Annotated in this window: 11 protein-coding genes; 6 read left to right on the top strand and 5 right to left on the bottom strand. The window is 75.9% G+C overall.

The window, feature by feature from the left end:
• Positions 1–251: 251 nt before the first annotated feature.
• The gene (locus C1708_RS20860; protein WP_106414100.1) at positions 252–1661 is read right to left on the bottom strand and encodes a sensor histidine kinase; all 1410 of its coding nucleotides are present in this window, start codon (positions 1659–1661) and stop codon (positions 252–254) included.
• Positions 1658–2392 (bottom strand): response regulator transcription factor, encoded by a 735-nt coding sequence (locus C1708_RS20855; protein WP_198602550.1) that lies wholly within the window; start codon positions 2390–2392, stop codon positions 1658–1660. The genes C1708_RS20860 and C1708_RS20855 overlap by 4 nt, the downstream gene beginning before the upstream one ends.
• A 145-nt stretch (positions 2393–2537) precedes the next feature.
• On the opposite strand from C1708_RS20855, the gene C1708_RS20850 reads away from it, so the two are divergent.
• Positions 2538–3092, top strand: coding sequence for a hypothetical protein (locus tag C1708_RS20850; protein ID WP_106414098.1), 555 nt, complete (start codon positions 2538–2540; stop codon positions 3090–3092).
• Positions 3093–3099: 7 nt separating this feature from the next.
• On the opposite strand, the gene C1708_RS20845 is transcribed toward C1708_RS20850, so the two are convergent.
• Together C1708_RS20845 and C1708_RS20840 are read right to left on the bottom strand one after the other, a co-directional pair.
• Complete coding sequence (locus C1708_RS20845) at positions 3100–3981, bottom strand: spermidine synthase (protein WP_106414097.1); 882 nt, start codon at positions 3979–3981, stop codon at positions 3100–3102.
• Between the two features lie 76 nt (positions 3982–4057).
• A complete protein-coding gene (locus C1708_RS20840) occupies positions 4058–4447 on the bottom strand; it encodes a hypothetical protein (RefSeq protein ID WP_106416404.1) in 390 nt (129 codons plus the stop codon).
• Positions 4448–4730: 283 nt separating this feature from the next.
• Between C1708_RS20840 and C1708_RS20835 the strand changes: the two genes are divergently transcribed.
• Entirely contained in the window at positions 4731–6173 is a 1443-nt protein-coding gene (locus tag C1708_RS20835; protein ID WP_106414096.1) for an NsdA family TPR-like regulatory protein, read from the top strand.
• 129 nt (positions 6174–6302) lie between these two features.
• Here the strand turns inward: C1708_RS20835 and C1708_RS20830 are convergent, their stop codons facing one another.
• The gene (locus C1708_RS20830; RefSeq protein WP_106414095.1) at positions 6303–6899 is read right to left on the bottom strand and encodes a histidine phosphatase family protein; all 597 of its coding nucleotides are present in this window, start codon (positions 6897–6899) and stop codon (positions 6303–6305) included.
• Between the two features lie 185 nt (positions 6900–7084).
• On the opposite strand from C1708_RS20830, the gene C1708_RS20825 reads away from it, so the two are divergent.
• The 4 genes from C1708_RS20825 to C1708_RS20810 are packed head-to-tail and all read left to right on the top strand — an operon-like array spanning position 7085 to position 12069.
• Complete coding sequence (locus C1708_RS20825) at positions 7085–8044, top strand: phosphatase PAP2 family protein (protein ID WP_106414094.1); 960 nt, start codon at positions 7085–7087, stop codon at positions 8042–8044.
• Positions 7995–9131 (top strand): hypothetical protein, encoded by a 1137-nt coding sequence (locus tag C1708_RS20820; RefSeq protein WP_106414093.1) that lies wholly within the window; start codon positions 7995–7997, stop codon positions 9129–9131. Before C1708_RS20825 ends, C1708_RS20820 begins: the two co-directional genes overlap by 50 nt.
• Entirely contained in the window at positions 9122–10723 is a 1602-nt protein-coding gene (locus C1708_RS20815; protein ID WP_106414092.1) for an amino acid adenylation domain-containing protein, read from the top strand. The genes C1708_RS20820 and C1708_RS20815 overlap by 10 nt, the downstream gene beginning before the upstream one ends.
• Complete coding sequence (locus C1708_RS20810) at positions 10720–12069, top strand: AAA family ATPase (RefSeq protein ID WP_106414091.1); 1350 nt, start codon at positions 10720–10722, stop codon at positions 12067–12069. Before C1708_RS20815 ends, C1708_RS20810 begins: the two co-directional genes overlap by 4 nt.
• Positions 12070–12149 lie beyond the last annotated feature (80 nt).

Below are 12149 nucleotides of genomic sequence, written 5' to 3'. Positions count from 1 at the left end.
GCGGCTCTCACGCCCGCCGCCTGCGCGGTGCTCGTGAACGGGAACGCCCCTCCGGCGGCGACGGCCGCGGCCGCCACCGCGCCGGTCGCCTTGTTCCTGCCGCTGATCCTGCGCTGATCCTGCGCCGGCGCGTGCTCATCGCGTGCCGGCCCTCGTCGCCGTTCGTGGAGGGGGCGCGGCAGCACGCCGGCCCTCCGGGACCGGGCGGCTCGTCCGGTCCCGGAGGGCCGGTCGGGGGTCTCAGGGCCCGCTCAAGGAAGGGGTCGGGAGCGGTTGAGGGGCAGCGCGCAGCGGCTCGTCCGGCGCCGGCGGACGCTCCCCCGGTGCCCGCGCCGCCGCGGCGGCCGGTCGCGGCCGTCGAGCTGGATCCAGACGCGCACCTCGGTCCCGCCGAGCACCGACCTGCCGATCCGCACGTCGCCGCCCGTGGACTCGGCGAGGCGGCGCACGATGTCCAGGCCCAGGCCGGTGGAGCCGTCCGCGCCGGAACCCCGGCCGCGGGCCATCGCCGCGCCGGGGTCGGCTATGCCGGGGCCCGCGTCGGAGACGAGCACGATCACCGCGTCCTCGCCGTTGTGCACGTCGACGGCGAAGGCGGTGCCCTCGGGGGTGTGCCGGAAGACGTTGCCGAGCAGGGCGTCGAGGGCGGCGGCCAGGTCGGCGCGGGCCACGGGGACGCGCACCGGCCGGTCCGCCCCGGCCACGCGCCACTTGCGGCCCTCGTCCTCGGCGAGCGCCGACCAGAACGCCATCCGCTCGCGCACCACCTCGGCCGTGTCGCAGCCCGCGCCGGGTCCGGCGGCGGCCGTCTGCGGCTTGGCGTCGCGGGCGGTGCGGATGATGGTGTCGACCTCGCGCTCCAGCTGCTCGACCGCCGCCCGGGTCTGCTCGGCCGCCGGGCCGTCGCCCAGCGAGGCGGCGTTGAGCCGCAGCACGGTGAGCGGGGTGCGCAGCCGGTGGGACAGGTCGGCGGCCAGCTCCCGCTCGTTGGCGAGGAGCTGGACGACCTGGTCGGCCATGGAGTTGAACGCCACGGCGGCCAGGCGCAGTTCGGTCGGTCCCTCCTCGGGCACGCGGGCGCCCAGCTTGCCCTCGCCCAGCTCGTGCGCCCCCTCGACCAGCCGCTGGGCGGGGCGCACCATCCGCACGCCCAGCCGGTCGGCGACCGCGACCGAGCCGACGATCAGGGCGAGGCCGACGCCCGCGAGGACCGCCCACGCCGTGCCGACGCCGTTGGTGACCTCGGACTCCGGGACGAACACCTCGACGACGGCGATCTCGCCGGAGCTGAGCGCGACCGGCTGGAGCAGGGCCGAGCCGCCGGGCACGGTGGAGGTGGAGGCGCGGCCCAGCTCGCGCACGGCGGCGATGTCCTCGTCGGAGGCCCGCCGCTCCCCTGTGTCCACGGCCTGTCCACCGGCGGCCGCCGGGAGGTGCACGGCCATGGAGGCGTCGGAGCCGGCCGAGGCGACGACCCGTTCGAGCTCGGCGCGGTCGGTGGTGATGGACAGCGCGGGGGCGACGGCCGCGGCCTCCCGCTCGGCGCCGGCGAAGGCGCGGTCACGGGCCATCTCGCGGACGACCAGACCGAGCGGGACGGCGAAGGCCACCACGACCATCGCGGTCACCGCCAGCGACACCTTCACCAGGGCCCATCTCATCGGGGCGGCTCCGCTCCGGGCGCCTGCGCGGGTCCGGCCGCGCCGGCCGGCGGCTCCAGCTTCACGCCGACGCCCCGCAGGGTGTGCAGATAGCGGGGGCGGGCGGCGGTCTCGCCCAGCTTCCGGCGCAGCCAGGACAGATGGACGTCGATGGTCTGGTCGTCGCCGTACGACTGCTGCCACACCTCGGCGAGCAGCTCCCGGCGGGACACGACCACCCCGGGCCGTCCGGCGAGGAAGGCGAGCAGGTCGAACTCACGCCGGGTCAGGTCGAGTCGCACGCCGTCCAGTTCGGCCTGACGGCGCAGCGGGTCGACGGTGAGGCCGCCGACCCGGATCACCGGGGAGGGCGCGGCCGCGCCGCCGCCGGAGCGGGCGCGGCGCAGCACGGCCGCCATCCGCGCGGAGAGGTGCTCGACGGAGAACGGCTTGGTCAGGTAGTCGTCCGCGCCGGCGTTGAGCAGCCGCACGATCTCCGTCTCGTCGTCGCGGGCGGTGGCGACGATGACCGGGACGTCGGTGATGCCGCGGAGCATCTTCAGGGCCTCGGAGCCGTCGAGATCCGGCAGGCCGAGGTCCAGGACGACCACGTCGAAGCGGAAATGGGCGACCTCGCGCAGCGCCTCCAGCGCGGTCCCGACGCTGCGCACGGTGTGCGAGGCGTCGGTCAGCTGCCGTATGAGCGCCGAACGTACGAACTGGTCGTCCTCGACCACGAGAACACTTGCCATGGGCGGCACCGTACGCCATGCCGGGCGGGGGCGGCCGGGGCCTGTGGACAACTCCGGACGAGCCGCCCGACGGCCTGTGGACGGACATCCCGCGCCCGCCCGGGGCGCGACACGGGCGGGGCGTGTGGGGCAGTATGGCCCGACGATGCGCAGAGGACTCCTCCACCTACTGGCCTGGCTGCTCGCCACGGGCGCGGCGGTCACGCTGTCGTGGTGGGGCGTCAGCACGGTGATGGAGGGCACGGCCTACGACCCGCCGCGCGCCCTGCCGATCCCGGCGGGCGAGGAGGAGGCGCGGGCGGTGTCGTCGTCCACGCGCCGCCCGTCCGCCGGGCCGTCGCAGGAGGACGGGAAGCGGACGGAGACGTCCCGCGCGCCGTCGACGCGTCCGTCCACCGGGTCCGTCCCGCCGGGCCCGTCGCCCTCGCGCACCCCGACCCCTTCGAGGACGCCGTCCGCGCCCGCGGCGACCGCCGCCGGCGAGGTCGAGGGCTACGACACCCGGGGCGGCCGGGCGGTGTTCGACATCGGGGAGGCGTCCGCGTCGCTGGTGTCGGCGACGCCGGGGGCCGGCTGGTCGATGCAGGTGTGGAAGACGCAGACGTGGATCCGGGTGGAGTTCGCCTCGGGCGCGGACCGGGTGACGGTGTTCTGCACCTGGCACGACGGCCCGCCGCGGGTGGAGATCGTCACGTACTGACGCCGCCTCACGGCGCGGTTCGGCGGAAGACGTCGGCGGGCGGCGCCGGTGACGCCACCGCCCTGAGGTCGGTCACCGGGGCCGCGCCGCCGGTGAAGCCGGTGAGGTCCCGGCCGTGCAGGACCCGGCCCGTGAGCGGGTCGGAGGCGGCCCGGCGGGTCAGCTCGGCGAGCGGCAGCGGCGCGTCGGAGGCGACCAGGACGGCGTTGCCGAACCGCTTGCCGCGCAGCACGGCCGGGTCGGCGATCAGCGCGAGCTCGGCGAACCGGGCGGCGGCGGTGGCGACTTGGCCGCGCAGATGCGTCAGCGGGGGCCCGTCGGCGAGGTTGGCGGTGTAGACCCCGCCGAGGGCGAGGGCCCTGCGGACCTCGTCGAGGAACTCGGCCGAGGTCAGGTGGGCCGGGGTGCGGGCCCCGCCGAAGACGTCGGCGACGACGAGGCCGGCCCAGCCGTCGGGCACTTTGGCGAGCCCTTCCCGGGCGTCCGCCGTGCGCACCCGGATCCGTGCCCGGGGGTCCGGCGGCAGTTCCCGCCGGACCAGTCGCACCAGCGCCCCGTCGCGCTCGACGACCTGCTGGGTGGAGCGGGGGCGGGTGGCGGCGACGTACCGGGCGAGGGTGAAGGCGCCGCCGCCGAGGTGCACGGCCCGCAGCGGTGCGCCGGGCGGGGCGACGAGGTCGACGACGTGCCCGAAGCGGCGCTGGTACTCGAAGGAGAGGCGGGCGGGGTCGTCCAGGTCGACGTGCGACTGCGGCGCCCCGTCGATCAGCAGCGTCCAGGCGCGGGGCCGGTCGCGGTCCGGGACGAGCTCGGCGACCCCTCCGTCGACCTGCTCGGTGACGGCCTCGACGGCCGTCCGTCCCCGTCCGCTGCTCCTGCCCCGTCCCATGCGGTCATTGTCCCAGGCCGCGCCCCGCGCCCCGCCGGGGCCCGGCGGGGCGCCCGCTCGCGGGACGCCCGGCCGCTCAACTGCGGCTGTCCGCCGCCTCGATCATCCGCTGGGCCTCCCCCAGGGCCTCGCGCAGCACCGCGGGGTCCGTCGCCAGGTCCGCCTCCCCGGGCGGCACCAGCCAGTCGGAGCCCTCCGCCGGCCGGCCGGGCGTCAGACACAGTCCGCGGCCGTCGGTCTCCGTGCAGACGCTGCCGGGGACGTCCCACGCGGCCGCGGTGCCGGGCGGCACCAGGAAGCCGAGGGTGCCGCGGCCGCCGTCGTGCAGCACCGGACCCACCGCGTCCCCGGCTCCGCGCCGCAGGATGTCCACCGCCTCCAGGCCCTGCCGGGCCGGGACGGTGACCACGTCACAGTCCGGCCCGACGGGTTCGAGGGGGTCGTTCTTCCGGCTGGTCGTCATCATCCCGGCCTCCACCACACAGATCCTGCTCGGACGAGGGTCGGGAGTCGGGGGGCTCCCGGTCCACAGAGTCCAACGAGCCGCGCCGTCAAGGGCTACGCCGGAAGTCCGCCGCAAAGGATGGCACTTCATGGCAGATCACGGATGACATATCCGGTATGTGGCCAAACTCAACGTACCCAGTCCGTCACAGCAGGTACGTTCATGCCCGCCGGAAACAGGGTGGCACTCGGACAAGCCGCCTCGTTCCCGGCATGGTTCGACGGTTCGCAGAGAGGACCCGGCCATGGCGTCGTCATCGGTGCCCTCGTCCCAGCCAGCTCGGCCACCGCGGCCGAATCTCGCCTTCCGGCGCCTGCGCGGATCGCGCTCGCCGGCCGAGTTCGCCGCGGCGGTACGGCGGGCCGCCCGCGAGATCGGCGAGCGGGTCAGCTGTGACGCGCGGTACGTGCACCGGGTCGAGGCGGGTGAGATCCGCTGCCCGAACTACGCCTACGAGCGGGTGTTCCTGCACATGTTCCCCGGCCGCACGCTGACCGACCTGGGCTTCGCGCCCCGCTCGTCGGTCCGCGGGCGCCGGACAGGGGCCGCCGGGGGCCAGCCCGAGAACCCGGCGGACGCCACGAGTGAGACCAGCGGGGCGTGCGAGCCGTATGAGACGCACGACAGGTACGACACGTACGACGAGTACGACCCGCACGACCACGAGGAGAGCGACGTGCTGCGTCGCGCATTCATGACCGGCGGCGCCACGGTGGCCGCCGCCGCCCTGGGCCCGTACGGGTTCGCCCCGGAGGCATCGGCGGCACAGCGGCCCGTGCGCCGCGCGGGGAGCACGGACGCGTGCGCCCTGGAGGAGGCGGTGCGCCGGATCCGGGTGCTCGACGACCGGCACGGGGCGGACGGGCTCTACCGCCGTGCGGCGGCCCCGCTGCGGGCCGCGTACGAGCTGCTGGACGCGGGGGCGGTCCGGCAGCGCACGGCGGACCGGCTGTACGCGGGCGCGGGGGAACTGGCCATCTCGGTGGGCTGGCTGGCGCACGACTCGGGCCGCTTCGACGACGCGCGCTCGCACTACGCGGAGGCGCTGGCGACCGCCCGGGTGACGGGCGACCCCGCGTTGGAGGCGCACGCGTTCTGCAACACGGCGTTCCTCGCGCGGGACGCGGGCCGCCCCCGGGAGGCGGTGCGGGCGGCGCAGGCGGCCCAGCGGGCGGCGCGCCCGCTGGGCTCACCCCGGCTGATGTCGCTCCTCGCCCTGCGCGAGGCGGGCGGCTGGGCCGGGCTCGCCGACCGCGCGGGCTGCGAACAGGCGCTGGTGCGGGCCCAGGCGTACTTCGACCGCGGGCCCGCGGAGGCGGACCCCGAGTGGATGACCTTCTACGGGGAGGCCGAGCTGGAGGGCCTGGAGGCGCAGTGCTGGTCCACGCTGGGCGACTGGCCGCGCGCGGCGCGCCACGCCCGCCGGGCGGCGGAGCTCCAGAACCCGCCCTTCACCCGCAATCTCGCGCTGTACACGGCGGAGCTGGCCGACGACCTGGCCCGCGGCGGCCGTCCCGACGAGGCCGCGCAGGCCGGGATGCGCGCCCTGGACCTGCTGAGCGACGTCCAGTCGTCCCGCGTCCGCTCGATGCTGTCCGGCACCTCCCGCGTGCTGCTGCCGCACCGCCGCACGTCCGGCGTCTCGGAGTTCCTGGACCGCCACGCCTCCTTGCCGCGCATGGTGTGACCCCGGAGGGCACGGACCGCGGGCCCCGCCGGCGCAGGGGAACGCCGGCGGGGCCCGCGGTGTCCGGGCCGGGTCACACGGCCCGGCGGGGCGGAGGGCGGAGACGAGGGAAGAGGCGCGTCAGAGGACTCAGAGGGCGAGGTGCCCCACGTCGTTCCAGCTCTCCACGGCCGGTTCGCCGTACGCCCAGCCCAGGACCGACAGGGACGTCGGGCTGAGGCGGACGCGGGCCGCGAAGTCGAGGGGCAGACCCAGCCAGCGGGCGGCGAGGGAGCGCAGGATGTGGCCGTGGGCGAAGACCAGCACGTCCCGGTCGGCGGAGCGGGCCCAGGCGACCACCTCGTCCGCGCGGGCCGTCACCTCGGCGAGCGTCTCGCCCCCGGGGACGCCGTCCCGCCAGATGAGCCAGCCCGGCCGCACCGCCTGGATCTCCGCCGGGGTCATGCCCTCGTACGCGCCGTAGTCCCACTCCAGCAGCGCGTCCCAGTGCTCCGCGCGGCCGCCGAAGCCGGCCAGTTCGCAGGTCTCCCGCGCGCGGGACAGCGGGCTGGTGCGCACCTCGACGTCCGGCAGCCCGTCGTACGGCGGCCGGTGCAGTCGCTCGCCCAGCAGCTTCGCCCCGCGGCGGCCCTCCTCCAGCAACGGCACGTCGGTCCTGCCGGTGTGCTTGCCGGACAGCGACCACGCGGTCTGTCCGTGCCGGGCCAGCAGGATGCGCGGAGCCATGGGGAACCTTCCGGGAAAAGCACAGGCGGAACACGTCCATCATCGCTCACCCTGGTCGCGGGCAACCGGGGGGGCGGTCCACGCGTCTGTCCGGTAGCGAGGGCGTGTACGCGGGTAGACGCGCACACGCCGTAAAGTGGCTGGCCGCCGACGAGCACAGCGCGAGGAGAAGGGGGAGCGATCGGATGCCGCACACCGAGACACCGGGCACCGAGGCGGTCCCGGCGACCCGGATGCGCTGGTGGACGGAGCTGCCGCTCATCCTCCTCGTGTACGCCTGCTACTCCGCCGGACGGCTCGTCGTCCGCGGCGACGTCTCCGACGCCGTCGACCACGGCCTGGCGATCCTGCGCATCGAGAAGGTGCTGCACCTCAACGCGGAGCACCCGCTGAACCGCCTGTTCACCCGCGAGCCGTGGCTCGGCGTACCCGCCGACTTCTGGTACGCGTCCCTGCACTACCTGGTGACCCCGGTGGTCCTCGTGTGGCTGTTCCGCTCCCGCGCGGTGCACTACCGCGCGGCCCGGACCTGGCTGATGACGTCGACGTTCATCGGCCTGATCGGCTTCACCCTGCTGCCCACCTGCCCGCCCCGGCTGCTCGACGCGAGCCACGGCTTCGTGGACACGATGGCGTACTACAGCTCGTGGGGCTGGTGGGGCGGCGAGGCGAGCGCCCCGCGCGGCCTCGGCGGCATGACCAACCAGTACGCGGCGATGCCCAGCCTCCACGTGGGATGGGCGCTGTGGTGCGGGGTGATCCTCTGGAAGTACGGGCGCGGGCGCTGGGCCAGGGCGGCCGCGGTGATCTACCCGCTGGTGACCACGATCGTGGTGATGGGCACCGCGAACCACTACTTCCTCGACGCGCTCGCGGGCGCCGCCGTGATGGGCGCGGGCCTCCTGCTGGCCCCGCACGTGATGCGGTACGCGGACCTCGTGAAGGCCCGCTTCCGGACCGGCGCGACGGCCGCCCCAGCGGTCCCTCCCGCCACGGATGCCACGATTGTCAGTGCCGGATGCCACACTTCCGCGGGTGAGCGAATTCCACGGCAGCGGCATCCCGAGTCGCGGTACGGACCAGGAGCCGAACCGGGTGCCTCCCCCTCGGACGCGGGGGAAGAGGCTCCGGCACCGGCTCGCTGAGCTGCGCGGTCCCGAGGTGCAGGCCAAAGCGCTGGACGCGCGTGCCCTGGCCGCCCTCGCCGCCAACCCGGGCTGCAGACGGCGCGCGATCCTCGACGGCGCCGGGGTGGACAAGGCGGCGCTGGCCGGCGCGCTGGGCTCCCCCTCGGTCTTCGGTCAGTCCCAGTTCGCGTTCGTCCGGGGCAACGCCTTCGAGGCGAAGGTCAAGGCCGACGGCGGCACGGAACTGCTGCGCCTCGCCCACGAGAAGCTGGACCGCGGAGCCGAACCGCCCGCCGGGGCCCGGGTGCCCGACCTGAGCGCGCAGGGCCCCGAGGGCCGCACCGCGCGTACGGAGCTGGCGCTGCGCGAGGCCGCCGAGGCGCCCGGCGCGTGGACGCTGCTGGACCATCCGATGCTCGCCCTGGACGTGGCGGGCTCGCCCGCGTTCCTGGAGCCGGACGCGGTGGTGGTGCATCCGGACGGCAGCTGGACGGTCGTCGAGATCAAGTCGTTCCCCATGCTGGACGGGGCCGCCGACCCGGCGAAGGTCGGCGCGGCCGCCCGCCAGGCCGCGGTGTACGTGCTGGCCCTGGAGCGGGTCGCCGAGCGGCTCGACCCGCCGCCCCGGGTGCGCCACCGCGTCCTGCTGGTGTGCCCGAAGGACTTCTCCAACCTGCCGGCCGCCTCCGCCGTGGACGTGCGCAAGCAGCGCGCGGTGACCGCCCGTCAGCTCGCCCGGCTCACCCGCATCGAGGAGATCGCCGACACCCTCCCAGAGGGCACCTGCTTCTCCCCCGAGCTGCCTCCCGAGCGGCTCGAGCAGGCCGTGGATTCGGTCCCGGCGACCTACGCGCCGGAGTGCCTGTCCGCGTGCGAGCTGGCCTTCCACTGCCGTGACCGCTCCCGCGCGGCCGGCGCCGTGACCTCCCTGGGCCGCCCGGTGCGGGCGGAGCTGGGCGGTCTGACGACCGTCGGGGACGTGCTGGCGGCGGCCCGCGGCGAGGCGGGCGACCCCGACGACCCGGCGGTGGCCGCGCTGCGCCGGGCCGCCGCCCTGCGCGCCGAGGCGCTGGCGTCCGCGCGGGAGGTGGCCGCGTGTCGCTGATCTCCACCCTCGCCCGCCTCGAGGCCGTCGACACCGGACGCGCCCAGCCGGCCGCCACCGTCCGGCACCGTCACCTGTCCGAGCGGCCCCTGGTGTTCGTGCCGCTCATCACCGCCGGTGAGGCGGGCGCCCCGCTCGGCGCGCTGGTGGGCGCCGACCGGGACGCGCCGCGGCTGCTGGTGGTGCCGCAGCCGCGCGACCGCGAGCTGCGGTTCGCGTTCCTCGCCGAACTGGCCGACGTGGTCCTGCCGTACGTGGACGGCTTCGCGGACGCCGTGGAGGCCGCCGAGCGCTCGGAGACCGACCCGGAGACCGGCAAGCGGGTCAAGGTCGAGGTCGAGCTGTGCGCGGACGCGCCCCAGCTGATCGTGCCGAGCCGGGCCGGCATCGACCTCGTACGCCTGCTCGGCCGGTCGATGCGGTTCCGGCGCACCGCGGAGCAGGACCCGGAGACGCCGTTCCCGGCGCCGCCCCGGGTGCCGCTGCTCGGCCGCTGGCTGACGCACTTCGGGGAGCGGGCCCGGGTGCCCGGCTCCTGCCTGCTGCTCGCCATGACCGACGTGCTGAGCCGGCACTGGGCGACCGGCCAGTCCACGCTGGAGGACCAGCACCTGGGAGCGCTGCTCGCCTGGATCGACCCGCCCGAGGGCCGCTCCGGGGCGGAGGCCGCCCAGGAGGCGGAGCTGGCGCGGGACGGCGACGGCCAGTTGGTGTGCCCGCCCGCGGGCCCGGCGACCGACCCGGCGTTCGACAACAAGCTGCTCGCCCCGGCCATCGAGCGCTACGACCGTGCCCGCACCGCGCTCGCCGCCGCCGAGGACGGCGTGGAGGCCGACGACCGGCTGGGCGCGCTGACCGCCGCCGAGCGGGAGATCCGCGCGCTGGTGGAGAGCCGTACGCGGCCCACCTGGGACGCGGTGTGGCGGGGCCTGGACCTGTTGCGGGAGCTGCCGGAGGGCGCCCGGGTGGAGGAGCGCTGGACGCGCGACCGCTGGTCGTTCACCGGCCACCGCGACCGGGTGGCGGCCGGGGAGCCGCCGCAGCCCCGCCGCGACGACGCGGTGACGGCGGCGAACAAGCTGGCCGCCCGCGAGCGGGAGCAGGCCCGCCTGGAGGCGCAGGAGGCGCTCGACGACCCGCTGGCGATGGCGGCGCGGCGGCTGTCCGGGGAGGCGTTCGCCGGGGAGGTCGTCGACGTGGTGATGGCGTACAGCGAGAGCAAGCGGCCGAGCCCGCGCCCGCTGGTCACGGTCCGCACGGACGACCGGCCCCACCTGGGGGAGCGCGTGAAGGTGTACCGCTCGCTGGGCGGGAAGCCGCAGACGGCCGAGTTCGTCGGGTACGAGGAGGGCCCCGAGGAGGGGCTGCTGGTCCTGCGGATCATGGACAAGATGGGCCGGGGCAAGGAGCCGGAGCCCGGTTCGGTGCCGGAGAAGGGCGACCTGCTGTGCTTCACGCTCTTCGAGCACGAGCCGCGCGGCGGCGCGAAACTCCCCGACCCGGAGGAGACCCCGTGGACGCACGGCGGCCCGCCCGATGAGGATCCCGCCCCCGAGCCCGCCGACCCGGTGACCGAGGAGGACCTGCTGTGACCGCCCCTGTCGAAGAGACGGCGTTCCATCCCGGCTCCGCGGCCGCCCGCGCCACGGACGCGATCCTCCGCGACACACTCCACGGCCCCGCGCGCGGTGTCGTCGTCGACTCCCCGCCCGGCGCCGGCAAGTCCACGCTGGTGGTGCGCGCGGCGCTGGAGCTGGCGGAGGCGGGCCGCCCGCTGATGGTGGTGGCGCAGACCAACGCCCAGGTGGACGACCTCGTCCTCCGCCTCGCCGAGAAGAACCCGGACCTGCCGGTGGGCCGCCTGCACAGCAGCGACACCGACCCCTACGACAAGGCGCTCGACGGCCTGGAGCAGGTGCGCACGTCGGCGAAGGCGGCCGACCTCGCCGGGCTGCCGGTGGTGCTCTCGACGGCGGCGAAGTGGGCGCACGTGAAGAACGTGGAACCGTGGCAGCACGCCATCGTCGACGAGGCGTACCAGATGCGCTCGGACGCGCTGCTCGCGGTGGCCGGACTGTTCGAACGGGCGCTGTTCGTGGGCGACCCGGGGCAGCTCGACCCGTTCTCCCTCGTGGGCGCCGAGCAGTGGGCGGGGCTTTCGTACGACCCGTCGGGCTCGGCCGTCACCACCCTCCTCGCCCACAACCCCGACCTGCCGCAGCACCGCCTCCCGGTCTCCTGGCGGCTGCCCGCCTCGGCGGCGCCGCTGGTGTCGGACGCGTTCTACCCGTTCACCCCGTTCCGCAGCGGCACCGGCCACGGCGACCGCGCCCTGACCCTCGCCGTCCCCTCGGACGGCTCGGGCCCCGACCGGGTGATCGACGAGGCCGCGGAGACCGGCTGGGGCCTGCTGGAGCTGCCCGCCCGGCACACCCCGCGCACCGACCCGGAGGCGGTCGGGGCGGTCGCCCAGGTGGTCCGCCGCCTGCTGGACCGGGGCGGCGCGGCGGTCTCCGAGCGCTCCCCCGATCCCACCCCGCTCACCGCGGACCGCGTCGCCGTCGGCACGGCCCACCGCGACCAGGCGGCGGCGGTGCGCGTGGCGCTGGCGGACCTGGGCGTGAGCGACGTGACCGTCGACACGGCGAACCGGCTCCAGGGCCGGGAGTACGACGTGACGGTCGTCCTGCACCCGCTGTCCGGCCGCCCCGACGCCACCGCGTTCCACCTGGAAACGGGCCGCCTGTGCGTCCTCGCCTCCCGCCACCGCCACGCCTGCATCGTCGTCTGCCGCGAAGGCGTGACCGACCTGCTGGACGACTACCCGTCCACCGAACCGGTCCAGCTAGGAACCCTGGTGAAGTTCCCGGACGGCTGGGAGGCGAACCACGCGGTGCTGTCACACCTGGCGGAGCACCGGGTGCGGTGGCGGCCTTGATCCTTCGACGCACCAACGGAACGCTGGCGCGGAGTTACCGGCCGAACGTCGTCGTGGCCGCTGAGATTGAAGCGGTGAGG

The sequence above is a fragment of the Streptomyces sp. DH-12 genome, from assembly GCF_002899455.1.
GTDB lineage: Bacteria > Actinomycetota > Actinomycetes > Streptomycetales > Streptomycetaceae > Streptomyces.
The sequence above is the reverse complement of the archived record's forward strand: the minus strand, read 5'-3'. Positions and strand labels throughout refer to the sequence as shown.

Excerpts from the sequence above, each read along its gene's own strand:
- C1708_RS20860 (WP_106414100.1), bottom strand. The coding sequence starts at position 1,661 with ATGAGATGGGCCCTGGTGAAGGTGTCGCTGGCGGTGACCGCGATGGTC.
- C1708_RS20855 (WP_198602550.1), bottom strand. The coding sequence starts at position 2,392 with ATGGCAAGTGTTCTCGTGGTCGAGGACGACCAGTTCGTACGTTCGGCG.
- C1708_RS20850 (WP_106414098.1), top strand. The coding sequence starts at position 2,538 with ATGCGCAGAGGACTCCTCCACCTACTGGCCTGGCTGCTCGCCACGGGC.
- C1708_RS20845 (WP_106414097.1), bottom strand. The coding sequence starts at position 3,981 with ATGGGACGGGGCAGGAGCAGCGGACGGGGACGGACGGCCGTCGAGGCC.
- C1708_RS20840 (WP_106416404.1), bottom strand. The coding sequence starts at position 4,447 with ATGATGACGACCAGCCGGAAGAACGACCCCCTCGAACCCGTCGGGCCG.
- C1708_RS20835 (WP_106414096.1), top strand. The coding sequence starts at position 4,731 with ATGGCGTCGTCATCGGTGCCCTCGTCCCAGCCAGCTCGGCCACCGCGG.
- C1708_RS20830 (WP_106414095.1), bottom strand. The coding sequence starts at position 6,899 with ATGGCTCCGCGCATCCTGCTGGCCCGGCACGGACAGACCGCGTGGTCG.
- C1708_RS20825 (WP_106414094.1), top strand. The coding sequence starts at position 7,085 with ATGCCGCACACCGAGACACCGGGCACCGAGGCGGTCCCGGCGACCCGG.